The organism is Sinobaca sp. H24 (genome assembly GCF_023845525.1).
This window is the reverse complement of the sequence record NZ_JALBWT010000002.1, coordinates 159699-185392: the sequence shown is the minus strand read 5'-3', so window position 1 is coordinate 185392 and position 25694 is coordinate 159699. Positions and strand designations below refer to the sequence as shown.

The 25694-nt window shown below is 44.7% G+C and carries 25 protein-coding genes, 1 tRNA gene and 5 pseudogenes; 3 read left to right on the top strand and 28 right to left on the bottom strand.

What is annotated here, in order from left to right; genetic code table 11:
* Positions 1-2 precede the first annotated feature (2 nt).
* On the top strand, positions 3-326 hold the full coding sequence (locus MMY81_RS04120; RefSeq protein WP_252311747.1) for a hypothetical protein: 324 nt from the start codon (positions 3-5) through the stop codon (positions 324-326).
* Here MMY81_RS04120 and MMY81_RS34945 read toward each other — a convergent pair.
* The 8 genes and pseudogenes from MMY81_RS34945 to mce all read right to left on the bottom strand — a co-directional run bounded on the left by MMY81_RS34945 (position 240) and on the right by mce (position 4937).
* The gene (locus MMY81_RS34945) at positions 240-578 is read right to left on the bottom strand and encodes a class I SAM-dependent methyltransferase (protein ID WP_374561310.1); all 339 of its coding nucleotides are present in this window, start codon (positions 576-578) and stop codon (positions 240-242) included. The two genes, MMY81_RS04120 and MMY81_RS34945, sit on opposite strands and share 87 nt — an antisense overlap.
* Positions 579-589: 11 nt before the next feature.
* A complete protein-coding gene (locus MMY81_RS04115) occupies positions 590-1150 on the bottom strand; it encodes a hypothetical protein (RefSeq protein WP_252311746.1) in 561 nt (186 codons plus the stop codon).
* 243 nt (positions 1151-1393) lie between these two features.
* A pseudogene (locus MMY81_RS04110) lies at positions 1394-2246 on the bottom strand (fructosamine kinase family protein).
* The gene (locus MMY81_RS34940) at positions 2243-2455 is read right to left on the bottom strand and encodes a low molecular weight phosphatase family protein (protein ID WP_374561306.1); all 213 of its coding nucleotides are present in this window, start codon (positions 2453-2455) and stop codon (positions 2243-2245) included. The pseudogene MMY81_RS04110 and the gene MMY81_RS34940 overlap by 4 nt, the downstream one beginning before the upstream one ends.
* Before the next feature lie 82 nt (positions 2456-2537).
* Positions 2538-2717 carry an arsenate reductase/protein-tyrosine-phosphatase family protein gene (locus MMY81_RS04105; protein WP_252311745.1) on the bottom strand — a complete coding sequence of 60 codons (180 nt, stop codon included), beginning with the start codon at positions 2715-2717 and terminating at the stop codon, positions 2538-2540.
* A gap of 133 nt (positions 2718-2850) precedes the next feature.
* A complete protein-coding gene (locus tag MMY81_RS04100) occupies positions 2851-3309 on the bottom strand; it encodes a YaaR family protein (RefSeq protein WP_252311744.1) in 459 nt (152 codons plus the stop codon).
* 72 nt (positions 3310-3381) lie between these two features.
* A complete protein-coding gene (locus MMY81_RS04095; protein WP_252311989.1) occupies positions 3382-4503 on the bottom strand; it encodes a M20/M25/M40 family metallo-hydrolase in 1122 nt (373 codons plus the stop codon).
* 8 nt (positions 4504-4511) lie between these two features.
* Positions 4512-4937 (bottom strand): methylmalonyl-CoA epimerase, encoded by a 426-nt coding sequence (gene mce, locus MMY81_RS04090; RefSeq protein ID WP_252311743.1) that lies wholly within the window; start codon positions 4935-4937, stop codon positions 4512-4514.
* Between the two features lie 118 nt (positions 4938-5055).
* On the opposite strand from mce, the gene prli42 reads away from it, so the two are divergent.
* Positions 5056-5148 (top strand): stressosome-associated protein Prli42, encoded by a 93-nt coding sequence (gene prli42, locus MMY81_RS33050; protein ID WP_170146907.1) that lies wholly within the window; start codon positions 5056-5058, stop codon positions 5146-5148.
* 38 nt (positions 5149-5186) lie between these two features.
* Here the strand turns inward: prli42 and MMY81_RS04080 are convergent.
* From MMY81_RS04080 to MMY81_RS04010, 14 genes and pseudogenes are all read right to left on the bottom strand, one after another.
* Positions 5187-6206: pseudogene (locus tag MMY81_RS04080) on the bottom strand (aromatic acid exporter family protein).
* A 145-nt stretch (positions 6207-6351) separates the two neighbouring features.
* Positions 6352-6426 (bottom strand) — tRNA-Arg (locus MMY81_RS04075).
* A 63-nt stretch (positions 6427-6489) separates the two neighbouring features.
* Positions 6490-6855: a hypothetical protein gene (locus MMY81_RS04070; protein WP_252311742.1), complete on the bottom strand. Its 366-nt coding sequence runs from the start codon at positions 6853-6855 to the stop codon at positions 6490-6492.
* Positions 6856-6962: 107 nt separating this feature from the next.
* Complete coding sequence (locus MMY81_RS04065) at positions 6963-7385, bottom strand: BrxA/BrxB family bacilliredoxin (RefSeq protein WP_120193329.1); 423 nt, start codon at positions 7383-7385, stop codon at positions 6963-6965.
* Positions 7386-7473: 88 nt separating this feature from the next.
* Complete coding sequence (locus MMY81_RS04060) at positions 7474-8493, bottom strand: metal ABC transporter solute-binding protein, Zn/Mn family (protein WP_252311741.1); 1020 nt, start codon at positions 8491-8493, stop codon at positions 7474-7476.
* 159 nt (positions 8494-8652) lie between these two features.
* Positions 8653-9876, bottom strand: coding sequence for a dihydrolipoamide acetyltransferase family protein (locus MMY81_RS04055; protein ID WP_252311740.1), 1224 nt, complete (start codon positions 9874-9876; stop codon positions 8653-8655).
* 13 nt (positions 9877-9889) lie between these two features.
* Positions 9890-10873, bottom strand: coding sequence for an alpha-ketoacid dehydrogenase subunit beta (locus MMY81_RS04050; protein ID WP_252311739.1), 984 nt, complete (start codon positions 10871-10873; stop codon positions 9890-9892).
* Positions 10873-11877, bottom strand: a complete 1005-nt coding sequence (locus tag MMY81_RS04045) for a thiamine pyrophosphate-dependent dehydrogenase E1 component subunit alpha (protein ID WP_252311738.1) — start codon at positions 11875-11877, stop codon at positions 10873-10875. The genes MMY81_RS04050 and MMY81_RS04045 overlap by 1 nt, the downstream gene beginning before the upstream one ends.
* A 14-nt stretch (positions 11878-11891) precedes the next feature.
* Entirely contained in the window at positions 11892-13319 is a 1428-nt protein-coding gene (lpdA, locus tag MMY81_RS04040) for a dihydrolipoyl dehydrogenase (protein ID WP_252311737.1), read from the bottom strand.
* Between the two features lie 18 nt (positions 13320-13337).
* A pseudogene (gene buk, locus MMY81_RS34935) lies at positions 13338-14428 on the bottom strand (butyrate kinase).
* Positions 14428-15528, bottom strand: coding sequence for a Leu/Phe/Val dehydrogenase (locus tag MMY81_RS04025; RefSeq protein WP_120193336.1), 1101 nt, complete (start codon positions 15526-15528; stop codon positions 14428-14430). Before MMY81_RS04025 ends, buk begins: the two are co-directional and overlap by 1 nt.
* Before the next feature lies 1 nt (position 15529).
* Positions 15530-16456 (bottom strand): phosphate butyryltransferase, encoded by a 927-nt coding sequence (gene yqiS / locus MMY81_RS04020; protein ID WP_252311734.1) that lies wholly within the window; start codon positions 16454-16456, stop codon positions 15530-15532.
* Positions 16457-16589: 133 nt separating this feature from the next.
* Positions 16590-18164 carry a sigma-54 interaction domain-containing protein gene (locus MMY81_RS04015; RefSeq protein WP_252311733.1) on the bottom strand — a complete coding sequence of 525 codons (1575 nt, stop codon included), beginning with the start codon at positions 18162-18164 and terminating at the stop codon, positions 16590-16592.
* On the bottom strand, positions 18161-18307 hold the full coding sequence (locus tag MMY81_RS04010) for a PAS domain-containing protein (protein WP_252311732.1): 147 nt from the start codon (positions 18305-18307) through the stop codon (positions 18161-18163). The genes MMY81_RS04015 and MMY81_RS04010 overlap by 4 nt, the downstream gene beginning before the upstream one ends.
* 95 nt (positions 18308-18402) lie before the next feature.
* On the opposite strand from MMY81_RS04010, the gene MMY81_RS04005 reads away from it, so the two are divergent.
* Positions 18403-18618 carry a DUF2627 domain-containing protein gene (locus tag MMY81_RS04005; protein WP_252311731.1) on the top strand — a complete coding sequence of 72 codons (216 nt, stop codon included), beginning with the start codon at positions 18403-18405 and terminating at the stop codon, positions 18616-18618.
* Between the two features lie 54 nt (positions 18619-18672).
* Here the strand turns inward: MMY81_RS04005 and spo0A are convergent, their stop codons facing one another.
* The 6 genes and pseudogenes from spo0A to MMY81_RS03975 form a co-directional block, all read right to left on the bottom strand.
* Positions 18673-19434, bottom strand: coding sequence for a sporulation transcription factor Spo0A (spo0A, locus tag MMY81_RS04000; protein ID WP_252311730.1), 762 nt, complete (start codon positions 19432-19434; stop codon positions 18673-18675).
* A gap of 52 nt (positions 19435-19486) precedes the next feature.
* Positions 19487-21212: pseudogene (gene recN, locus MMY81_RS03995) on the bottom strand (DNA repair protein RecN).
* Positions 21213-21244: 32 nt separating this feature from the next.
* The gene (gene ahrC / locus MMY81_RS03990) at positions 21245-21694 is read right to left on the bottom strand and encodes a transcriptional regulator AhrC/ArgR (RefSeq protein WP_120193342.1); all 450 of its coding nucleotides are present in this window, start codon (positions 21692-21694) and stop codon (positions 21245-21247) included.
* A 101-nt stretch (positions 21695-21795) separates the two neighbouring features.
* Positions 21796-22614, bottom strand: a pseudogene (locus tag MMY81_RS03985) (TlyA family RNA methyltransferase).
* Positions 22611-24497: a 1-deoxy-D-xylulose-5-phosphate synthase gene (dxs, locus tag MMY81_RS03980; RefSeq protein ID WP_252311729.1), complete on the bottom strand. Its 1887-nt coding sequence runs from the start codon at positions 24495-24497 to the stop codon at positions 22611-22613. The pseudogene MMY81_RS03985 and the gene dxs overlap by 4 nt, the downstream one beginning before the upstream one ends.
* Positions 24498-24521: 24 nt before the next feature.
* A complete protein-coding gene (locus tag MMY81_RS03975; RefSeq protein WP_374561294.1) occupies positions 24522-24989 on the bottom strand; it encodes a hypothetical protein in 468 nt (155 codons plus the stop codon).
* Positions 24990-25694: the final 705 nt, after the last annotated feature.

The window sequence follows — 25694 nt, the reverse complement described above, 5'->3', positions numbered from 1 at the left end:
GTATGATGATTGAGGCTTATGTCTTGTCCAACATTTGTACAACTAAATATACCTTAGTTCCCCTTTTTTATACAAGCAGAAACGATTGCCGGATGCCGCGCCTGTATCATATATGTATAAAAAGAATGTCCCTGCTGAAGGAAACAGGAACATCAGGCGTTATTATTTTTTTTGAAGCTCAAGCAGGTACCAGCCGCCCTCTTTCAAAACAGGCTCTACTGATACAAGCTTCAGGCCGCTTATTCTGCCAATATCACGTATTTCCTTTTCACTTGGAAGTGGATGCAGGTTTCATGGGCCGACATGAAGCTGTTAAAAGCGGTTGAAAATGCCTTTCCGTGTTTAGAATCATGGAGCGGCGACATGATAAGAAGCGTGCCTTTTTTTGCTAATATTCTTGCAGCATGATCAAAAACATCCTGCCGTTTCCCCGGAGAAAAATAATAAAGCAGGTTGTTCATCATAACCATGTCCTGTCGTGCCTTCATATGAACATACTGGCCAAAATCTTCATGGTGAAGCGTAATTGGGGTGTCTTTACACCTCTGCCTGGCGGTTTCATAGAGCTCCCCGTGCATTTCGACACCTGTCAGCTGTATGTCCGGTTTCTGTTGTGTATCCTGTATAAATAACCGGCATACCCGCAGCCGATATCAATAATCGACTTCACTTTTCTCTTTTTTATTATTCTCATTACTTTAGGAAATGCCAGCGTTTCTAATAAAGCTGAGGTTTCTGCAACCGTTTTGCCGTAATCTTTTTCAAGATAGGTTACCTTATCATAGCCGCGCATCAAGTCTTTATAAGCAAGAAGCGTTGGGACATGCAGCTCCATCATTTCTTTTAAAATAACCCCGACGGAATCCGGGCTTTCATTTGATAAGTATTTGTAAATAGATGTTTCTGTCTGAACTTTGCCGCCTCGCTTTTTCTCCAGATGTCCCAGGGAAAGACCAACTTCAATCCATCTGGACAGCAGTATTTTGTCCAGCTGATGTGCCTCCGCTACATCTTCCGGCTTCGATGCCTTTTTAAAGTAATCAAATAGATGCAGAGCGTGTCCGATGTGGGCATGCCACGTTTCCAGAAAAGTCTCATTTTTCTGCATCCACTTCTTTGCCTGCCATAGTCTTTTCCATTCATTGAACATGACTTCACCTCTTTACTGTTGTAGGCCCGGACCATTCATTTGAATACAAATGCCTCTAGTACTGAATCTTCCCTCCCCTTAAAGGGAATAAACCTGACACAGGCGTTTTTAGAAGGCACCGGATTATAAAAAAGCAGCCCCGTGTTCCGGGGCTGTCGGCATCTGCATCATTACTTCCTGCAGCGTTTTTTATCTAAATGCAAAAGCAGCTGCTTTCACGACAGGTTATGCCCGACTATTTATTCACTCTGGCATACGCGCTGCAGCACCTGGTCGACAGAAGCACCGTAGGTTTTCACCAAAAATGTTTAAATGAACAAGCAGGTAATACAGCTGATACAACGGTCTGCGATCTTCAAACTCTTTGGACAAAGGATAGACCGATTCATAGGAAGAATAAAATGCCTCTGAGAATCCTCCAAATAGATATGTAAAGGCTATATCGAATTCCCTGTCACCATAGAAAACGGCTGGATCCATCACGCACGGCATACCGCCTGGACCACCGATCCAATTGCCGCCCCATAAATCACCGTGTACTTTAACAGGAGCACCTTTGGAAGGAACCCATTCTGAAAGCCTGCTCATAATATCGTATGCATTCCGCTCTCTTTGAAGCGTCAATCGTCCCATCGATCTAGCCAGATCAAGCTGCGGTTTCAAACGTTTTTCCCTGAAAAAAAGGAGCCAGTCCTCTTCCCAGCGTTCACCTGAGGCAGTTCCCGATGAAATTGTCTTCTTCGAGACCGTAAAAACTGCCGGCCTGTGAATGAAGTTCTGCAATACCGCTGCCAAGACGTTCTTCTGCCGGCCTGCTTTTTTCACCTGAGACAAATTCCATCACAATATACTTCTTGCTCCATGTGTATACTTTTGGAACATATAAGCCCGCCGTTCCTCTTATAAAATCCAGTCCGGCTGCCTCCTGTCTGAAAAAATCCTGAGGTGCTTCTTCATGCCACTTTACAAAAAAATCTCCTTCAGATGTCCGTGCCCGATAAGCAGTACTGATACTTCCTCCGCTTACAGGTTCTATACCTGTGATGGAAAGACCGCTATCTATTGTCTGGACAGCCTGTTCTATTTTTGATTTCATAGACCCTCTCTCTTTCTCACCCAGTTTAGCAATGGCTTACAGCTTTGTTCTATCATATCATAGACCCCTGAGAAATCACCCGAGAAATAAGGATCAGGTACATCTGTGCCTGTTTGTATCTCCGGATGGAAGTCGAGCAGCTTATGTACTGCTTTTACAGAATCCGGAGAAATGAGAGAACGTACCGTTTGTTCATTCTCATCATCCATCACGATAATATACGTATCTTTCGATACCTTCGTTTATCAAACAAGGAAGCCTTGAGCTCCGCAGTATTTATCTGGTGTTCGTTTAATACTTCCAGTGTTTTTCATGGGGCGGGCGCCCGATATGCCAGTCTCCCAGCCCGCAGGACTCGATTTTCACAGCGTTCTCCAGGTTTTCTGCAGCTGCATAGCTTCGGAATACCGCTTCAGCGATTGGAGACCGGCAGATATTGCCAAGACAGACAAAAAGCACATGGGTCTTCATGAAAACCCCTCCTTGTCAGTATTTTAACACGATTTCCTTCTAATATAAAAATGGCCGGCTGCTTCAATAAGCAGCCGGCCTGGAGAATGTAAAGATATATACGTATCTGTTATTTTTTGAAGGGCGCTCCGGCTCAGGCATAAAGATGAACAAGCAGACCCTTAACGATTCCAGCCTGCTCCATTACATCAATCCGGGTTTTTTCTTTGTCAAACACTGTTTTTGACAGATCAAGCAGACTTTCTTCGAGTTCCCCCGCCGGCTTCCAGAGTTTTAAAGAGCGCCTGTTGGAGAATTCATGTTCTTCCGTGAATTCAAAACCGGTTTCAACTGTTTCTTTTAAGAACTGCCTGACCAGGTCCTTATACTTCTGCAGGGCCCCGAGCGTGCGGTGCTCAGCCAGATATTCCCCCTGCTTTTGAAGAGCCTGTTTAACATTTTCCAGCTTTTCTGTGTGATGGCTTCTAGCAGAGCTCTGCAGCATGTCAGAAAAGGCTTTGGCAGGCTTTGCCGATGGATCAGCGGCGGGCCTGATCCCTTCCGCTCCCCATTTCCCGGGCTTTTGCAGTCCGGTTATATCCATATCTATCATTCCCTTGCTCGTTGTACTTATGATATCGGCTGAATTTCTATAAAATTAACATCGGATGATTGATAGATTCCATTATTCTGAAACGCTGTGTGAAATAATGGAGAGCACTACTTCCGTAATCTTTACTAGTTCGCTTATCGGCATTTTTTCATTAGTTGTATGAATTTCTTCGTAGCCGACTGCCAAATTAACCGTAGGAATGCCGTAGCCGCTTATAATATTGCCATCGCTTCCTCCACCGCTCGTTAAGAGCTCAGGGGTTCTGCCGGCCTTCTTGATGCCGTGCTGGGCCGTTTGGACAACGGTGTCTGCTTCGGAAAGCTTGTAGCCTGGGTACATAATATCAATTTCGACTTCTGCCTCAGCACCCATTTCTTCCGCTGCTTCCTCAAAGGCCTTTTTCATTTCCGCCGCCTGCTTATCAAGCTTTTCCCTTACAAGTGAACGAGCTTCCGCTAAAATATAAACTTCATCGCATACGATGTTGGTCTGGGAGCCGCCTTCAAACCGGCCGATGTTTGCGGTCGTTTCTTCGTCAATCCGTCCGAGAGGCATTTTGGACACCGCTTTGGATGCAACGGTAATAGCGGAAATACCTTTCTCAGGGGCTACTCCTGCATGCGCAGTTTTTCCTTTAATGACAGCTTTTATCTTTGCCTGTGTCGGTGCGGCAACGATAATATTTCCTACGTCGCCGTCGCTGTCGAGCGCATAGCCGTAATCAGCTTTTACCAGACTCGTATCCAGCGCCTTCGCTCCTACGAGCCCGGACTCTTCTCCCACTGTAATAATAAACTGAATATCTGCGTGGGCCATATTCTGCTCTTTTAACTGCCGGATCGTTTCCAGTATAGCTGCAATCCCTGCTTTATCGTCTGCTCCAAGAATAGTCGTTCCATCGGTTTTAATGTAGCCTTCTTCGATAAATGGTGTAATGCCTTTGCCTGGTACAACCGTATCCATATGGGAGGTGAAGTATAAAACGGGGCCGTCTTTTTTTGAACCCTGCAGCGTGATTACCAGATTGCCGGCCTCATGTTCTGTCGTGGACGCAGCATTATCTTCCTGAACGTCGCAGCCAAGCGCTGTGAATTTTTCTTTCAGCACGAGGGAAATTTCTTTTTCATTTTTCGTTTCAGAGTCTACTTTTACCAATTCTATAAATTCGTCTACAATCCGCTGTTCATTTACCATAGCTGTTATCAGTCCTCTTTGTTTGATTTGTCGCATAGTTCCACCAGTACCCGTCCGCTGTCTCCCGGATGCAGAAAAGCTACAAGCGCCCCTCCTGCTCCGGGAGATGCATGTTCCTGCAGAGTACGGATACCCTCGTTTCTTATTTCTTTGAGTCGTTCTTCCACACTTGTTACGCCGAGGGCTACATGGTGAATGCCCTCTCCTTTTTTTTCAAGAAACGTAAAGATAGCTCCTTCCCTTCCAATTGGTTCCAAAAGCTCAATTTTTGATTCACCAATGGCCAGGAAAGCTACTTTTACGTACTGCGCTTCTACCGTTTCCATTCCAAGCAGCTCCAGTCCCAGAACGTCTGTATAAAACGGCAGGTTCTGTTCAATAGACCGGACAGCAATACCAATATGATCTAATTTATGAGGCCGCTGCTTCAGCATAATCAGTCTCCTTTCCATATTGAAGAGGGCTGGAATTTGTCCTCTTTCCTGTGGTATGATGGCACATATGAGTGACGCCTGGAATCGGGAAAACATATAGGAGTCAGGAGGATGAAACGTGCCAAAAAATTTCCAGAAAATAATCATTTACATCATGATTATAACATTAGTCGTAGGCAGCCTGTTTACAGGCGCTGCAGCATTTTTCTAAATAGTATACACAAGATAAAAACCCGGGTTTCCGGGTTTTTATTTTTTTGGACCTTTTTTATTAAAATCTCTCGTCAGACGTTTTCCTGATACGTTATGCGTCCGCTTCGGATCTGGTTTAAACATTTTTTTAATCGTCAAATACTCTTCTAATTCATGAAGAATATAAAAAAGGCCGGAGCGCACTTCAAATTCTTCTCTTGTCTGCGGCAGCGGCATTTCTTTAATTTCCTCTCTTAATTCATCGAGACGTATCAGAAAATACCCAGCCGTGTTTCCCGGACTGACCGCTTCGCTTAATTCCTCCATAAATTCAGCCATTTTTTCTCCCTGAATGACCGTATCCCCAAATGTGGAGATGAAAGGAAGAATGCTTTCAAGCACATCGAACTGCTTTTCCCTCATTGCAAAATAATGATAAAGTAATCATCGTATCTAAGATAGTGATTATCAATATTGCGGAGGGCTTTGCTTTTTCCATCGCTTAATAATGTCGAGGCGGTAGTAATTTCTTTTCCATCCCAGGAGGAATCGCCTTCTTTTAAATACTTCGCATATTCTTTCCAGATCGTGCGGAAACAATCCTCTACTTTAACCTGGTCCCAAAGAAGATCGCGTTCTGCGTTTGGCATATATAAGTTCATAATCAGAGCCACGCCTATCCCTATTCCAAGAAGCGCCAGTTCATTTATCCACAACGCCGCACTGGCTCTCCTACTGTATAGACATGGAGAATCAGTACTGCTGATGTTACTATTCCTTTTTTGGCCCCTACGCTGACTGCCGAAGGAATAAATAATAAAAACAGAATGGCAATGGACACAGCGTGATAGCCTAAAAATTCAAAATTAATGTAGCATAAAGCAGCCCGATCAGGCACGCTACTATCCGCTCACCGGATATTTTCAGGGAATCCCGTTTCGTTATCGATATACATAAAATAGTAATAATTCCGGCAGAAACGAAAAAATCCAGCTGCAGCAGCTGTGCCAGAAAAATGGACACTGCTGCACCGAGAGCTGTCTTAACGGTTCTGTATCCTATCGTGAATCTGGCCATATGCAGTTCCTTTCAAGCTTCATTTATACCGCTCGTTTTTATTATAACGTAAATACTTTCCTGCGTTCAGTACATTTCTATTCTTTTCCGTGCAGAAATAAAAAACGAGTTCCTTTATATAAAGGAACTCGATCATTCATATGTATGGCGCGCCTACCAGGATTCGAACCTGGAATACGAGAACCGGAATCTCGCGTGATATCCCTTTCACCATAGGCGCAATAAGAAGCAGCGTTTATTATTTTAATAAAATAAACAGCTGATGTCAACGCCTTTTCAATAATTAGCTGTCTTCTTTTTTGGAACCTTCTTCGAGCATCGCTTCGAACCGTTCACGAATTGCTTCTTCTCCGTACCCAAGCTGATTGATTCGTTTTGTGAAATGCTGGGCGTACATAGTGGTACGATCAGCCATTTTACGGTATTTCTTCGCCTGGGAGCTGTTTTTTTCCTCTTTGGCCCGGTTTTCTGCATTGGACATAATGCTTTCTGCTACAAAAAGCCCTTTCCATAGTTCATCTTCGGAAAACTGCTCTGCGTTTTCATCAAAATGAGAAATTACGTTTTGGTAATAGGTCCGGAATTCTTTAAACGGGATTTCATCATCCATATTTAAATATTCCTGCACCTGATTGTACATTTCTTCCATGTTATTCGCCGCCTTTTATGTATGAATACCAGATGAAATTATACCATATCCGAGCCAGTGATAGTCAATAAAAAACCGAAGAGATTTTTATCTCTTCGGTTTCTTCATTAGCAGTATTCGTCAAATGCTTTTTCAAGCTGCTGCACTACTTCAATTGGTTCATGGCCTTCAATTTCATGGCGTTCCACCATACGGACAATTTCTCCATCCTTTAACAGTGCAAACGACGGGGAAGAAGGCGCATATCCTGTGAAGTAGGATCTTGCTTTTTCTGTCGCTTCTTTATCTTGTCCGGCGAATACCGTAACGAAACGATCGGGCTGCTTTTCGTAGTTTCTCATATAAGCTGCTGCCGGACGGGCGATTCCTCCTGCACATCCACATACAGAGTTAACCATAACAAGCGTTGTTCCTTTATCAGTTAATGTAGTATCTACATCATCAGTTGTTGTTAAAGGCTCGTATCCTGCTTCTTCCATTTCTTTTCTTGCCGTTTGTACGACATCATTTATAAAATAATTAAAATCCATCTGTAAGCACCCTTTCTTCTTTATGACTAGTGTACATTCCTATTGTACATAAATAAAGAAAAAAGTAACAAGGATCTGCATTTATTGCTTAATTGTTTAAAGCCTGATCCAGGTTGCTTACATTCTTCTCCATTAAACTAAAGTAGTCTTCCCCGCTGTTTATTTCTTCTTCCGAAAGCGACTCCAGATTATGAAGTTCGAGTGCCTCGGCTCCTGTTTCATCCTGCACGACATCTGCTGTATTGGATGGAATATTCTGCTCTACCATCACGTAGTTTAGATTGTTTTCCTCAGCAAGAGCTATAATTTCCTGAATCTGACGCTGGGATGGCTCATTTGAAGGCGAAAGGCCGCTGATGCCAATCTGGTGAATATCGTATCTTTCTTCCCAGTATCCATACCCTGCGTGGGAAACTAAAAAGGAGTCTTTTTCTGAGCTGGATGCCATTTCGGAAAAGTCACTATCCAGGCTGTCCAGCTCCTCAGATAATGCATCATAATTTTCCTGGAAGACAGCTTCCTGCTCCGGATTTTTGGAAGCCAGTTCATTTTTTATAGTTTCTGCCGCTTCTTTTGTGAGGGCGGGGTCAAGCCATACGTGTGGATCCTGATCCCCATGGCTTTCTTCTTCTTCAGCGTGCTCCTCTTCGCTGTGTTCTTCTTCCTCCTCATGGGCGTGCTCTTCTTCGCTGTGGTTGTCTTCTTCTGCATGGCTGTGGTCATGCTCATAGGAGGCAAGCTCCATTCCGTTCGTTACTTCCAGGCTTGTTACATCTTCATTTTCAATAGAGTCATTAATGGCCCCTGCAAAACCTTCCATTCCCGCTCCTGTATACACAAACAGATCGGATTCTGCAATATCCACCATCGTCTGAGCCGTTGGTTCGAAGTTATGTACATCGGTACCGGCAGGCACAATATTGTTCACCTCTACATGCTCTCCGCCTATACGTTCTGTTACGTATTCCCAGGCGTAAAGCGTTGTATATACCTGCAGCGCTTCATCTTGATCTCCCGACGCTTCTGAATCTTCCTCATTGCTTCCTCCGCATGCTGCCATTGCAAGCGATGCACCGGTAATTAAAGAGTATAATAGTGTTTTTTTCATGCTTAGTACTCCTTTTTTGGTCTTTTCTTTTATATTGAAAACAGCATATCGTAAAAGTTACGATTTGTAAACAGGAATGGTTCTTTTTTAAAACAGAAAAAAACCTTCTTTTTAAGAAGGTTTTCGACTTACTATTAAAAATTCACTATGCTTACTGTATTATCCGGAAATCTGCTCTAATTTATTTTTCATACTCTGCAGGAACCTTCCGCATACGAGACCGTCCAACGCCCGGTGATCAAGTGACAGACACAGGTTTACCATGTGGCGGATCGCAATCATGTCTCCCGGCATAACAACCGGACGTTTGACAATTGATTCTACAGACAAAATGGCCACCTGCGGCTGATTAATAATCGGCGCAGATTGGATGGATCCGAAAGAGCCTGTATTGTTAACGGTGAAAGTGCCGCCGCGCATGTCCTCTCCCGAAAGCGTCCCTTTTTTTACTTTATCGGAAATAGAGGCAACGTCTTTGGCAAGGCCTTTAATATTTTTTTCATCGGCATGCTGGATTACCGGCACATAAAGAGCCTCCTCCGTAGCCGCGGCTATCGATATGTTAATATCCTTTTTCTGAATAATTTTATCTTCCTGCCAATAGGCATTTAACGCCGGAAATTCTTTTAACGATTCGGCCGCCGCCTGGATAAAAAATGGCAGAAACGTGATTGGGTACCCTTCAGCCTGCTTAAAGGCATCTTTCATACTGTTGCGGTAATGTACCAGGTTAGTTACATCCACTTCTATCATTGTCCACGCATGCGGAATTTCCGATTTACTCTTGCTCATATTTGCTGCAATCGCTTTTCTTACACCTGCAATCGGAATTTCTATATCTCCTGCAGCCGTTTTTTCAGGGGCTGCTTTCACAGCTGGAGCGCTCTGCTCTTTATTTTCCAGTTTCTGCCCAGTTGTTTTAGGAGAAGGATTCTGCTGAGCTGCCTCCACGTCTTTTTTTGTGACGCGTCCGTTTCGGCCGCTTCCTTGAAGCGAAGAAAGATCTATTTGATACTGCTGGGCAAGCTTCAGCACAACAGGAGAGTATCTATTCCCACCCGCTGCCTTGTCTGGAGTTTTTTCAGCAACAGCACCGGCTTCGACGGGAGCATCCGGCTTTGTATCCTGTTCCTCGGGAGCTGCTCCTTCTGCTTCTATATAGCAGATCAATTCACCTACTGCCACCGTTTCATCCTCTTTAGCTACAAGTTCCTGAATCGTTCCATCGAACATAGATGGCACTTCTGCATTGACTTTATCGGTCATAACTTCTGCCAGCGGATCATATTTTTTCACTTTATCCCCCGGCTGCACGAGCCACTTGGTTATTGTTCCTTCCGTAACGCTTTCACCAAGCTGGGGCATTGAGATTTTTTCAGCCATACTTTCATCCCCCTTAATATTCTGCCAGATCTCTCATGGCCGTTTCTACTTTATCCGGATTCATCATAAAATACTTTTCCATAGGCGGAGCGTATGGCATTGCCGGCACGTCAGGTCCGGCCAGACGTTGAATAGGGGCATCCAGATCAAACAGGCAGTGTCCTGCAATAATGGCAGCCACTTCGCCGATAATGCTGCCTTCTTTATTGTCCTCGGTAATCAGCAGCACTTTCCCTGTTTTTTTTGCGGCTTCAATAATCGCTTCCTGATCGAGCGGATAAACGGTACGCAGATCGAGAATGTGGGTCGAGTGTCCTTCTTTTTCCAGCTTTTCAGCTGCCTGGAGGGCAAAGTGAACACAAAGTCCGTACGTAATAACCGTTATGTCTTCCCCTTCTCTTTTAACGTCCGCCTTGCCTATAGGGAGCGTATAATCTTCATCAGGGACGTCTCCTTTTATTAAACGATACGCCCGTTTATGTTCCAGAAATAAAACAGGATCATCGTCACGGATCGCAGCTTTTAAAAGGCCCTTCACGTCATAAGGCGTCGACGGCATGACGACTTTAAGTCCCGGCACCGATGAAAACAGTGCTTCTATAGACTGAGAGTGATACAATGCCCCGTGCACGCCGCCTCCATAGGGGGCACGGATCGTGATCGGGCAGTCCCAGTCATTGTTTGACCGATAGCGGATCTTGGCGGCTTCCGATACGATCTGGTTAAATGCGGGCATAATAAAATCAGCAAACTGCATTTCTGCGACCGGCCTCATTCCATACATGGCAGCTCCAATAGCAACACCCGCTATAGCTGATTCAGCCAGCGGCGTGTCCATTACACGTTCATCACCAAAGGTGGCGTGCAGCCCGTCCGTGGCCCGGAATACACCGCCGCGGGCGCCGACATCTTCACCCAGCACAAATACATCTTCATCCCGGTGCATTTCTTCTTCAAGTGCTTTTGTAACTGCCTGAATGTAAGTTATAACCGCCATTATGCATCCCCTCCTTCTTTATATACATGTTTGAGCGTATCTTCGGCTCTCGCATACTCTGCTTTTTCAGCTGCCTCTGTCGCAGCGTCGATATCTATAGTAATACGTTCGATCATTTTTTCTTCTACTTCATCCGTAAGAATGCCGGCATCTCTTAAACGAACGGCAAACGTATAAACAGCGTCTTTTGTTTTTGCTTCCGCCACTTCTTCTTTCGTGCGGTAAGAACGATCATCATCATCACTTGAATGTGGTGTAAGCCGGTAGGAGACCGTTTCAATTAATGTAGGCCCCTCTCCGTTTCTTGCCCGGTCAGCTGCTTTTTTCACAACGTCATACACAGCAAGAGGGTCATTGCCATCTACGGTGTACCCCGGCATTCCGTACCCCGCCGCCCGGTCCGATACTTTTTCGCAGGCCAGCTGCTTTTCGATTGGAACACTTATCGCATATTTATTGTTCTCACACAATAAGATGACCGGGAGCTTATGAACTCCTGCGAAGTTCGCCCCTTCGTGAAAGTCCCCCTGGTTGGAAGAGCCTTCTCCAAACGTAGTAAAGGCAACAAAACCTTTCTTTTTCATCTTACTGGCAAGTGCAAATCCAACCGCATGCGGCACCTGGGTGGTGACCGGCGAAGACCCCGTAACAATCCGGTTTTTTTTCTGGCCAAAGTGACCCGGCATCTGCCTTCCGGCTGAATTGGGATCATCCGCTTTCGCAAAACCGGACATCATTAAATCTTTTGCGGTCATACCAAATGTAAGTACGACACCGATATCTCTGTAATAAGGCAGAATATAATCTTCTTCTGTATTCAGCGCCATTGCAGCGCCGACCTGTGCAGCCTCCTGACCCTGGCAGGAAATAACAAACGGGATTTTACCGGCACGGTTTAGAAGCCACATACGTTCATCAATTTTTCGTGCGAGCAGCATTTTTTCGTACATTTCAAGAACCTGTTCGTCTGTCAGACCCAGGTTCCGGTGAGTTAGTGCTTCCATCGTTTCCGCCTCCTTTATGAATGAACTGCTAATCCGTCCACGGCCAGCACCGCTTCTCCAAATGACTCGGAAAGCGATGGGTGCGGATGAATGGTTTCCTTTATTTCCAAATGGGATGCATCGAGTATTTTAGCCATCGCGGCTTCACTTATCAGCTCCGTTACGCCGCTGCCAATCATATGAACGCCTACTAAATCATCCGTTTCTTCATCAATGATTATTTTCACAAATCCCTCTGTGTTTCCGTTAACAAGAGCTTTTCCTATTGCCTGGAATGGAAACGAACTTGTTTTCACACGCAGGCCTTTTTTGTCTGCTTCTTCTTGACTCATACCAATACTTGACGCTTCCGGACTGCTGTAAATACAGCGCGGCACTGTTTGATTATCAAGAGGCAGAGGATCCCTGCCCAGTATGTGGTCTACAGCAATCGCTCCCTCTTTTGAAGCCACATGAGCCAGCTGCAGGCCGCCGATGACGTCGCCGATGGCGTAAATATGCGACTCTTTTGTCTGGTACATGCCGTTAACTTCTATAACGCCATTCTTTATTTCGATATCGGTATTGCTGAGGCCGATATCTTCCACGTTGGCTTTTCTTCCAATGGAAACAAGTACCTGTTCTGCTTCGAACGCCTGATCATTTCCACTGTTGTCTACGGCATGAATGGTAACTTGTTCTTCCAGCATTTCTGTTTCATCAGCTTTTACTTTTGTGCCTGTAAGTATCTTCACGCCTTTATTCTCGAGCGCTTTCTGCATTGCTTTGGAGACGTCTCCGTCTTCTCCGGGCAGTATTCTTTCCGCATATTCAATTAACGTAACCTCTGTTCCGAAATCATTAAACATCGAGGCCCATTCCACCCCGATTACTCCACCGCCTATAATAACAATCGAGGCCGGCAGTTTTTTCAGTTCCAGTACATGCTCAGAATGAAGAATCCGGTTTCCGTCTGATGGCAGACCTTCTAGTTCAGCAGGTCTTGATCCTGTAGCTATTATTACTTGTTTTGGAATAAGCATCGTATTCTCTTCTTTATCGGTGCGCTCTACTGAAATAGTTCCGGCACTTGGTGAAAAAATAGACGGTCCCAAAATTCGCCCGTATCCATCGAATACGTCTATTTTTCCTTTTTGCATCAAATGCTGCACGCCGCGGTGAAGCTTATCCACAATGTCGTTTTTTCTTTTTTGTACTTTATCAAAAGCAAGCGTCACATTATCGGCCGTAATGCCGTAAGATTCACTATGCTGTATGGCCTGAAACATTTCCGCACTTTTTAATAAAGACTTGCTTGGGATGCATCCTTTATGAAGGCAGGTACCGCCTACTTTATCTTTTTCTACAATTGCAGTTTTTAATCCTGCCTGAGCGGCTTTAATGGCAGCTACATATCCACCGGTGCCGGCTCCTAATATAACCAGGTCATACTCTTCGGCCATCGCTGAATTCCCCCTGTATTAATATTTTTTTGCTTTAGTTCCTGCTTCCCATGTGTTATAAGCACCTGTGAATAAAGCAGCTATTTCATCTTCGCCGGGGTAATGCAGAACAGGAGCCATCCAGCTGATATAATTCTCAAGCTCCCGGCATATCCAGCTGCTGTTGGCAATTTCCGGTAACGATTAACGCATCGACCCGTCCTTTTAGAACGGAAGCCATAGCACCTGCTTCTTTGGCCGTTTGATATACCATGGCACGAAGTACGGTGTCAATTTCTGTATCGCCTGCATCCTTTCGTTTCTCAAGCGCAGCCGTATCGCTGGTTTCAAAATAACTTTTCAGCCCGCCGTTGCCTACGTACCTTTTTTTCAGCTGACTTTCCGTATAATTTCCTGAATAAGCTTCCTTTATTACATCTCCTACAGGAAGAGTTCCCGCTCGTTCCGGTGAAAAAGGTCCTTCTCCGTCCAGCCCGTTGTTTACATCTATCACTTTTCCGAAAGCATGGGCACCGACTGAAATTCCTCCTCCCAGATGAATAACAATCAACTGCAGTTCTTCGTATTCTTTATTAAGAGCTGCGGACGCTTTCTTAGCAGCAGCTTTTTGGTTAAGGGCGTGAAAAATGCTTTTCCGCTCCATCGACTTTATGCCGGTAAACCTGGCAAGATCCTCGAGCTCATCTACGACCACCGGGTCTGTAATATATACCGGAGCCTCGTTTTTTCCCGGCTCAGCTCCACTCCGATTACCGCTCCTAAATTGGAAGCATGTTCCCGTATTTATTTGTCGACAAATCCGAAATCATTTTATCATTAACTTCATAGGTTCCGCTCTCTAAAGGTCTCATCAGGCCGCCCCGGGCTGTAATCAGCCCAATGTCGGACAGGTTTATCTGATGGGATTTCAGAGCTTGGAGTATGGCATCTTTCCGATCCTGCTTTTGCTCTTGTATCCGCTTGTCGAGCATTTCCTTTTCCTGTATATGAGAAATTGTTTCTCTAAACAATTCCAATTCACCGTGGTAAACCGCAATTTTAGTAGAGGTGGATCCCGGATTTATAATCAATGTGTACAGGTTATCACCGGCCGCGTTTTGTTCGTTCATTACCGGTCCCGCCTGCTTAATGTATGCTGCTGCTTTGTAAGAAACTGGGACGTGGACCGCTTCATGAATTCAATCCGCTCCTCGGCCATTCTATCCGCTGCTGCATAGGTTGGAATATGATCTCTTTTGGAAATTTCCATTACTTTTTTTATGTTATCATAAACGCCTTCAACCCGTTTAAACGCGCGCTCTTGATTATATCCGTACAGTTCGTCTGCCACGTTAATCACCCCGCCGGCATTGATTACATAATCAGGAGCATAAACGATTCCTCTTTCATGCAGCAGATCGCCGTGTTTGTTATCCTGCAGCTGATTGTTTGCAGCTCCTGCTATAACTTTAGCTTTCAGTCTGTCTATCGTGTCATCATTAATGACGGCCCCGAGTGCACACGGACTGAAAACATCACAGGCTGTATCGTAAATATCTTTTGGATCAACCGCTTTTGCATTAAAATCCTGCACAGCTCTCATAACGGAATCTTTGTGAATATCCGTTACGATAATAGTGGCTCCTTCTTCATGCAGATATTTACAAAGCTGATAAGAAACGTTCCCTACTCCCTGCACCGCCACCGTTTTCCCGGCAAGGTCATCGCTTCCAAATGCTTCATTTACCGCGGCCTTCATGCCTACATACACACCATACGCTGTAACAGGGGACGGATTTCCGCTGGAGCCGAATGCAGGGGAAATGCCTGTCACGTAGTTTGTTTCGGCATAAATCATATCCATATCCTCAACAGTGGTTCCAACATCCTCTGCCGTTATATAGCGGCCTGCGAGTCCCTGAATATAGCGCCCGAATGCCCTGAACATAAATTCATTTTTATCTTTCCGGGGGTCCCCGATAATAACGGCTTTTCCGCCGCCAAGATTTAACCCCGCTGCCGCGTTTTTATAGGTCATTCCTTTGGAAAGACGAAGCACATCTTCAAGCGCCGCTTCTTCGCTCGTATAATTCCACATGCGTGTTCCGCCTAGTGCCGGTCCTAATGTTGTGTCATGGATGGATATGATAGCTTTGAGTCCGGACGTTCTATCCTGGCAGTAAACAATCTGTTCGTAATCATACTGCTCGAGCTTTTCGAATAATTTCATTTTAACGACCCCCTGCTGCAATATTTTGTTCGAATTCGATCATATGACAGGCCATAGCAATGGAATACAGCTTACTTTTGTTGGAATCTGCTCTTGATGTGAGTACAATAGGGGCTTTTGCTCCTGCTATAATGCCGCCTACTTTTGCCTTGGAAAAATAAACCAGTGACTTATAAAGCGTGTTTCCTATTTCTACGGTCGGAACAAGCAGAATATCCGCGCGTCCCGCCACTTCCCCTTTTATTCCTTTATAGGCCGCCGCCTCTGTGGAAATGGCATTATCGAGTGCAAGCGGGCCGTCTACCGTGCAATGTTTAATCTGTCCTCTATTATTCATAGCAGTAAGAACTGCCGCATCAAGCGTCGACTGCATATCCGGATTAACTACCTCTACGGCTGCCAGAGCCGCTACTTTGGGATGCTCAAATCCCATCGACCTGGCTGCATGAACAGCATTTGCGATAATATCGGCCTTTTTGGTTAAGTCCGGGGCAATATTCATGGCAGAATCTGTCAGAAAAATAAATCGTTCATATTCAGGAATTTCAAACATGGCCACATGAGAAAGGGTTTTGTTTGTTCTCAGTCCATATTCTTTATTTAATACGGATTTAAGAAGATCACTTGTAGGAAGCATGCCTTTCATTAAAATATCGGCTTTTCCCGTTCGTACAGCCGTGACTGCAAGCCTTGCCGATTCTTCCATATCCCTGGTCGGTATTACTTTGATATGATTATATTCATTTAACCCGGCATCGTGCAGAAGCCTGCGGATTTTCTCTTCGTCTCCATACAGACGAAATGAACCTAACCTGCAGTCCAGAGCTTCTTTCACTCCTTCAATTACTTTCGCATTATCAGCGGCTGCCACCGCGATGGTTTTTTGAGGATGGGCGTGTACCTGCTGCATTACATCGTCTAGATTCATGAGCCTCTCCTTTTATATGTATTCAAACACTGTTAATGCAATCTTCATGCCATTTATCAACCATTCTATACGGTCATTTTAATCAATTAACTATGCACATTTTTTCATACTGTGCATAAAATTGCATGCAATATCATTCAATTTTATGTTTTTGCATTTTATTATATAACGTCCGCAGGGAAATTTTCAGCTGACGGGCTGCTTGGGTTTTATTGCCTCCGCAGGTTTTTAATGCATGAAGGACTGCTTCGGCTTCTATCTTATTTACCTGCTCCTCGAGCCCCTCAGTCTGCAGATTAGATGCAGACAGCTGAAGAGGGGCCGGTTTGTCTGCCTCCAATACTGGCAGGTGGTGCTTTTCCATTATTTTTTCCTGGGGGCCCATAGTGATAACGGCACGTCCAAGTATATTTTCCAATTCTCTTACATTACCCGGCCAATAATATCCCTCCAGATAGGAAACCGCCGGCGGCGAGATCGTTTTAACGGAACGTCCATATTCCTGGTTAATGCGTTCTAAAAAATAATAGGACAACTCGTAAATATCTTCTTTTCTTTCGGATAAGGAAGGAACAGTTATAGGCATGCGCTGCAGCCTGTAGTATAAATCCTCTCGAAAGGTTCCCTCTTTCACTGCTTTTTCCAGCGGCTGATTTGTAGCTGCAATAACTCTTGCTTCCACTGCTATGCTTTTCACTCCGCCAACCCGGACTACTTCTTTTTCCTGCAGCACCCGGAGCAGTTTGGATTGTGCTGAAAAGCTCAGCTCTCCGATTTCGTCCAGAAAAATGGTGCCCTGGGCCGCTTCTTCAAACAACCCTTTCTTTCCTCTTGGATCTGCACCGGAAAAGGCGCCTTTTTCATAGCCGAACAGTTCACTCTCGATTAAGGTTTCCGGTATAGCAGCACAGTTGACCCGCACAAATTTATCATATTTTCTTGCACTTGCATTATGTATAGCATGGGCAAACAGCTCCTTTCCCGTTCCGGAATCTCCTCTTAGCAATATGGTTACGGGAAGATCGGCACTCAGTTTTGCCTGTTCAATAGAAACGCGCAGGGCTTCTGACTTTCCGACGATATCTTCAAACGTATATTTAGCTTCGAGCGTACGCAGCCGCTGTCTGGTACGTTCGAGCTCTTTTGTAAGCTCTCTTAGTTCCGATACATCCTGCAGAATACCTACGCTTCCCTTAAGCATGCCCCCGGCAATAATTGGTGAGACATTGACCAGCACTTCTTTATGCGACGGTCCCACTCTCATCGGCACCCGACGAAACGATTTTCCTGTCTCCAGTACTTTCATGTGCATACTGCTGCCCTCTGCAATATCAGTGTGGGCAGGTTTGCCGATTATATCTTTTTCCTGAAGCCCGGTCAGTCTGGAATAAGCAGGATTAATAACCATGCCGTTCCCTTTTTCGTCCACGACGGAAATAGCTTCATCTGATGATTGAATGATAGATTCAAGCATTTCCTTCATGCGCTGCAGATCTGTCATTTTAGCAGCCATTTTTTCGATCTGGGTTGTATCTTTAAATATAGAAAAGGCCCCTATGCATTGATCTTCATAGTACAAAGGCAATCTGGTTGTGAGAATAGAGATGCCGTTGGAAAATTTCATAGCCTGGTTCACCTGTCGTTTTTTAGAGGCTATAACGTCCATAAGACCAGTTTCCGGAAGCACTTCTTTTACGTGTGCTTTCATCGCTGTTTTTGGCTGATACCGGTCATTAACGACGCAGCCTTATTGAACAGCACGATTTTCCCATTCTGGTCTACTGCTATAATACCATCATTAGCTGCTTCTATGACCAGATCATTAATTATTTTATTTGATTTTTTATTCATCTGTACCTCCCTGGATAAAGGTTGTCTGTAACCCGGCTCTTACGCTACAATAACATTGTACAGAAAAATATACATAAGTGCCGGGAGAGGTTTGTATGCGCTTTATCGCTTTATTAATACTCGTTATACCGGGATTTTTGGCTGCCTGGGGCATCAAGCTGATGCGGGACATGCTTTTTCAGATTCTGCAGCCTCCTTTTCCCTTTTTATGGCTTCAGTTTATCACAGGACTTCTTTTATTGATCGGAGGTGTATGGTTCATAGCTGGATTCGTTCTCTATCGGGATCGGAAAAACAAAAAGCAGGAGTAAAGTAATCAGCCCGGAAAAGGGGACTACTTTCACTCCTGCTTTTTTTCAGGACAACTATCTTGCAGATGACAGCTGATCGGCTGCTACCGCTATGAATTCGGAATTGGATGGTTTGGCGGCAGCATCTTTCCGGCCGGCAAACACGGCATCCAATTTTTCTTTCTCCTCTTTTGCCCAGCACACTTCAATAGCATGCCGGATGGAGCGCTCCACCCTGCTGGCCGTAGTATTATGCAGTAGGGCGATCTGCGGATAGAGCGATTTTGTGATCGCCTTTAAATAATCCGGATCTTTTTTCACTAAAACAATGGCATCTTTTAAATACATATACCCTCTGATATGAAGTGGAATGCCCATTTCTTTTAAAAAGACTCCTGCCTGTTCTTCAATTAAAGGACTGTACGTTACTTCTTCTGCTGTAGACACAGCGGCGGCAGCTGATGGCTCGTGTACTCCTCTAATATGTGAAACGAGAGACTCCATATCAAAAGGCTTCAAAATATAGTAGGAGGCGCCAAGTTCTACTGATTTTTTAGTAATATCTTCCTGCCCAAATGCCGTCAGCATTATGATTTTAGGAGGCTGAGTGCGCCGGAGGTCTTTTATCTTCTGCAGAACAGCAAGTCCATCGATATGCGGCATAATGATATCCAGTACAAGCACATCGATTGATTTTTCAACCACCATATTGATGCACTCCTGGCCGTTGTAAGCCCAGCCTGCTACTTCCATATCTGCCTGATGGTCTACATATTCTTTCAGCAGCTCGATTAATTCTCTGTTGTCATCTGCAAGCCCTACTCTGATCCTGCTCATAGTCTATTATCCTTTCCAGCTACCGTCTCCAGGCCGGTATGTCTTCTGACCTCTATTTGTTTAAAACTTTCATTTTTTCAGCCATTGACAGGATTTCATTTGCATTCTCTTTTGTGAGCTCTGTTACTTCCACACCTGAGATCATCCGGGCAATTTCATCTATTTTTTCCTGTTCCGGCAGCGGCGTGACGGTTGTGATCACTCTATTGTCGTTTTCTTTCTTTTCGATATACAAATGGTTATCAGCCATAGCTGCCACCTGCGGCAGATGGGAAATACAGAGAACCTGCGAGCCTCTTGAGACGCGGTAAATTTTCTCCGCTATCGCCTGGGCTACTCGTCCACTCACTCCGGTATCTACTTCATCAAAAATAAGAGAAGTTACACTTTGAAAACCAAAGATAAAATAGTTTCATTGCGAGCATAATTCTGGATATTTCTCCGCCGGAAGCAACCTTTGCCAAAGGCTTCAGCGGTTCTCCGGAATTAGTTGAAAGCAGAAATTCCACTTTATCCCTGCCGTTTTCATTAAAGAATACTGATTTATGCTTATCCTGGTATTCCTGTCCCCGTGATAATTCCGTCATTTCGACTTTCAACTGGGCGCTTTTCATAAACAGGGACTGCAGCTCTCTTTGCACTTCTTCAGCGAGCGCCAGTCCTGCCTGCACCCGTATATCCGTCAGGGTCTGGGCATCGGCTGACAGATCCAGAAAAGACTGATGCATTTTCTTTTCATACATTTCTAGACGCTCATCTTTATTATCCAATGATTCTATTTCTTCTTCAATCTTAGCCGCATATTCAAGCACTTCATCAACTGAGCTGCCGTACTTGCGTTTGAGCTGGCGGATCTCATCAAGCCTTTTTTCAATATCGTTCAGGCGTTCCGGATCAAAAGCAAGTGAGTCGGCGTGCTCCCTTAACGAATAAGTGGCTTCTTCGAGGGCAAAATAAGCCGAATTGACAGATTCAAGTAACTTTTGAAGAGATTCATCGATGGAAGCTGCATCTTCAATATTGGATACTGCCATACCGGCCCAGTCCAATGAGCGTCCTTCTCCATACAGGCTTTCATATGCTTCATGAAGAGAGCGGTAAAGTTTCTCACTGTTGGCAAGAACGTAGCTTTCTTTTTCAAGCTCCTCGTCTTCTCCCGGGCGGAGTTCTGCCTGTTCAATTTCATTTAATTGATATTTAATGAAATCGAGCCTGTTTGCGGTATCCTGATCACTTTCTTTCAGCTGGCTCCATTTTTTCTTCCAGGAAACAAACGTTTTATACCTTTCTTTATAATCCTGCCGCGCTTCCCGCAGATCACTTCCTGCGTAACTGTCCAGCATAAATAAATGTTTTTCGGTCTGCATCAATTCCTGATGCTCATGCTGGCCGTGAATATCGACCAGGCTTTGTCCCATTTCACGAAGAATAGCCAGCGTAACAAGTTTACCGTTTATTCGGCATATACTCTTCCCCTGGTCGGTGATATCCCGCCTTAAAACGAGCATACCTTCTTCTAATTCAATTCCTGCCTCAATCAGCTTGTCTTTAGCAGGATGGTCACTGCTGACATAGAACAAGCCTTCAATTTCAGCACGTTTCTCTCCATGTCTTACATATTCTACGGAACCGCGGCCGCCAATAAGCAGTCCTATTGCATCAATAATAATTGATTTCCCGGCCCCGGTCTCTCCTGTCAGTACAGTAAGCCCTTCCGAAAATGGAACAGTTAGTGACTCAATAATGGCAAAATTCTTAATGGATAATTCTTCCAGCATTTCGTACGCACCTCAGTCAGCACCTATAGAATTTAAAGCATATCTAAAAAACGATTGGAAATAAAAGTAGTATGTTTACGCTCTTTGCAGATAATTAAAATAGTGTCATCTCCGCAGATGGTTCCCATAATTTCTTCCCAGTCCAGGTTGTCAATGAGAGCTCCAACAGCGTTAGCATTTCCGGGCAGCGTTTTCATTACAATTAAATTCTCTGATTGATCAATCCCTACAAAGCAGTCGATAAGAGCTCTTTTCAGCTTTTGAAGCGGATTAAAACGCTGATCAGCCGGAAGGCTGTATTTATAACGTCCGTCCATCATAGGCACTTTTACTAAATGAAGTTCTTTAATGTCTCTGGAGATAGTTGCCTGTGTAATATTATACCCGGCATTCTTTAATCTTTCGACCAGTTCATCCTGTGTTTCAATATCTACGTTCGTAATTAACTCTCTAATTTTTATATGCCTTTGTCCTTTATTCATTGTCGTTCCTCCCTGGGCAGTATACATTACATCTATCATACCTAAAAATTTATATTTATACAATATGATGTTTTATTCATGCATACATGCCGGAGAATAACTCAGGAAGGGAAGCTGGCATGGGCTTCATCCACTATTTGAGGTAATGCATCTTTTGACAATTCATTTTCCGGATGACTTCCCTTTTGAAGATAAAGAAGAAATTCAATATTTCCTTCTCCTCCTGTAATAGGAGAATAGCTGACATTCCTGCAGGTAAAGCCGCTGCAGCTGCCATCGATGTTGTATTCTCGAGTACTTCAAGATGAACGGCAGGATCACGGACGATGCCTTTTTTCCCCACTTTTGTGCGTCCGGCTTCAAACTGGGGTTTAACCAGAAGCATAGCTTCTCCGTTCTCTCCGAGAATGGAATACAAAGGCGGAACAATCCACTTCAAAGAAATAAAAGACACATCTGCGACAGCAATATCCGGCGTGCCTTTTTTAAAATCTTCTTTTACCGCATAACGAAAATTCATCCGTTCCATTACTTCTACTTTTTCATGATTGCGCAGGCTCCAGGCCAGCTGGTTATAGCCGACATCACAGGAATATACAAAATCAGCTCCATGCTGAATTGCACAGTCCGTAAATCCGCCCGTTGAAGCACCGATATCAAGGACTTTTTTTTTCTTTAAAATCAAGATGAAAGGACTTAATGGCTTTTTCAAGCTTAAGTCCTCCCCGGCTTACATATGGCATGGTGTCTCCTTTAACTCGTAAAGGAGCCTCCACGTCAACTCTGGCACCTGGTTTATCCACCCGTTCGTCTTTCACAAAAACGAGTCCTGCCATTATTGATCTTTTAGCTTTTTCTCTCGTTTCAAAAAAGCCTTTGTTGACTAAAAGTACGTCAATTCGTTCTTTTTTCATGTTCAGGCCCTCTGCCGCTTTGCCGGCACCATGTCTCTAAGTGTTCCCGCTACGTTCTCCGGAGTGAGACCGATTTCCTCATACAGCTCCGGTACGCTGCCGTGTTCAATATAGCGGTCCGGAATGCCCATACGGTTAATGACCATATCATGCTGGTTTAAATCATGATAATGCTCAAGCACTGCACTGCCAAAGCTGCCCTGGAGCGCAGCTTCTTCCAACGTAAGAACCGCTCCTTTTTCTTCGTACAGCTCCTGTAGAATATCGGCATCCAGCGGCTTGGCAGAACGTGCATTGACGATACGCACATCAATGTTTTCTTCCGCAAGAATCGCTGCGGCTTCTTCCGCGATAGGAAGCATCGTTCCAAAGGATAATATCGTTAATTCTTTGCCGTCTCTTACGACTTCCCATTTTCCAATATCGATCTTCTTTAATTCATTGTCCATTTCAATACCGTACCCGTTGCCGCGTGGATAGCGGACAGCGATAGGACCGTCATGATAGACAGCCGTATACAGCATATGCTGAAGCTCATTCTCGTCTTTAGGCATTAATATAGTCATATTAGGCAGGTGACGGAGGTAGGCAATATCAAAAACCCCCTGGTGTGTTTCCCCGTCAGCTCCTACAAGTCCCGCTCTATCAATCGCAAAGACAACATGAAGATTTTGACGGCACACATCGTGGACAAGCTGGTCATATCCTCTTTGAAGGAACGTTGAGTATACGGCAAATACCGGCTTCATTCCCTGAGTTGCCATGCCTGCTGCCATAGTAGTAGCGTGCTGCTCAGCAATCCCCACATCAAACATTCTATCAGGAAATTTCTCCGCGAATGAATCCAGCTTTGTTCCGCCCGGCATTGCTGCCGTAATTGCTACAATATCGGGGTCTGCAGCAGCCATTTTCTGAAGCGTGGAACTGAAGACACCGCTGTAAGCCGGCGGTCCAGGCTTTTTAACGACTTCTCCGGAATCAATTTTATACGGTCCGAGACCATGCCACGTGCCTTTTGCATCATTTTCCGCCGGGGCGTAGCCTTTTCCTTTTTTCGTAATCGTATGAACGATTACAGGGCCTTTTGTCTGTTTGGCAAAGGCTATATTGGAGCGCAGATCATCAAGATCATGTCCATCTACCGGCCCTAAATAGGTGAATCCCATTTCTTCAAAAAACATTCCTGTTGTTACCATAAATTTAAGACTATCCTTCAGACGTTCGGCAGTAGCCGCAATCTTTCCGCCGAAAGCAGGAATTCTTTTTAGAATATCTTCTACATCGTCTTTTGTTTTCTGATAAGTATTTGCTTTTCTCATACGTCCCAATATACCGTGCAGAGCTCCTACATTGGGTGCAATGGACATTTCATTATCATTTAGAATGATTGTCAGATCCGTCTGCTCATGGCCGATATGATTTAGCGCTTCCAAAGCCATGCCGCCGGTGAGAGCTCCGTCTCCGATTACAGCTGCTACTTTGCTGTCATTGCCCTTGATCTGGCTGGAAAGAGCCATTCCCATAGCGGCGGATAAGGAAGTGGAGCTATGTCCTGTTTCCCATACGTCATGATCGCTTTCGTTGCGTTTAGGAAAACCACAGAGACCTTTATATTTTCTCAATGAATCAAAATCACCGGCCCGTCCCGTTAAGATCTTGTGCACGTAGGACTGGTGACCGACATCCCAGATAAGTTTATCTTTAGGGGAATCATACAGCGAATGCAGGATAAGGGTTAATTCAACTACTCCAAGGTTAGGTCCGAGGTGTCCTCCTGTTACGGACAGCTTACGGACAAGAAATTCCCTGATATCAATAGCAAGTTCTTTTAGTTCCTGCTGAGTACAGTCTTTTACAAATTCTGGGTTCTTGATCGTTTCAAGATTCATTGCTGAACCCTCACTTTCCATCAATTAAGCTTTCTTTTTCTTTTGCTTTTTACTGAAAATCCTGAGCTTGAACTTTGTTTCCATGACATAGAAAAATTTACCAACCTGAAAAATAATATTTGTTGAAAATTGAATCGCAAACGTTTTTCCAAGAGCTTTGCCTCCTACAGTAAGCGCAGCAACAATAGCCGTAAATACGACATTTAATACAGCCTGCAGGGTGCTTCCGTCCTGGGATCCGAGAACTACAGCAAGTTGAATAACGACTGCTGATGTTGCAGCACCACTGACAACACCTGAGATATCACCTATCACATCAGCGCAGAAGTTAGCCACTTTATCTGCATTTCTCGTTATAACCATACTTTGGTAGGCGCCGGGCACCTTCTTGGCAGCCATCGCATGAAAAGGCTTTTCTTCCGCAGCGGTTGCCGCCACACCGACCATATCAAATACAACACCGATAAGTACAATAAATAATACAATCAGCATACCGATGGCCCATCCTACCCCGAAAGCACGGCAGTGGATACAATTGAAAAAATAGCCGCTAACACCAATGTGATAACGGCAATAAAAAGACTCCAGTTTATCGATTTTTTCCATACAGTTTTCATAGTATTATTTATATCACCTAGACAGTATATTCACTTTATTTTAATTCGTAAACCTTATGTAACAAAATCGGAGGCCATTCAGGGCGTAAACATTATGGCTTAGGTCCAGTAGGTTTTCCCAACCAGGCTGCCCGAACGTCGCCGTTCCGGCGGTTTCCCTTTAAAGCCGGCTTGATGCCGTCTCCGGACATCAGACTGGATTGCCACTCAGACCACACTGCAATCCACCCTGAATGTTTTTCAAACAGTCTAGGAGTTTTCCTCAGCAATTCCGTGCCACTTTCTTAGCCTCTTTTGCAGAGCAGGTTTCAGATGTTAAAAAGCAGGTCGTTGGCCGACAAACCTTGCTTTCAAAAGAACATCATTCCCGCTGCTCCACTCAAGGCAGGCTACGCTGCGAGATTGGCTTCCCTTGCCTCTCGTCAGGTCTTACCTTTACCAAGGTCATATAATCTATTATATGACTGCTTGGAAAAGGCCTCCGCGGTGAAAGGGTTCACGCCCACATGCCGTTGTGGATCGCCCTTAGCACCTTTACTCCCAGCAATGACCCAAGGCTGGGCGCCTCGAGCCAAAGCGA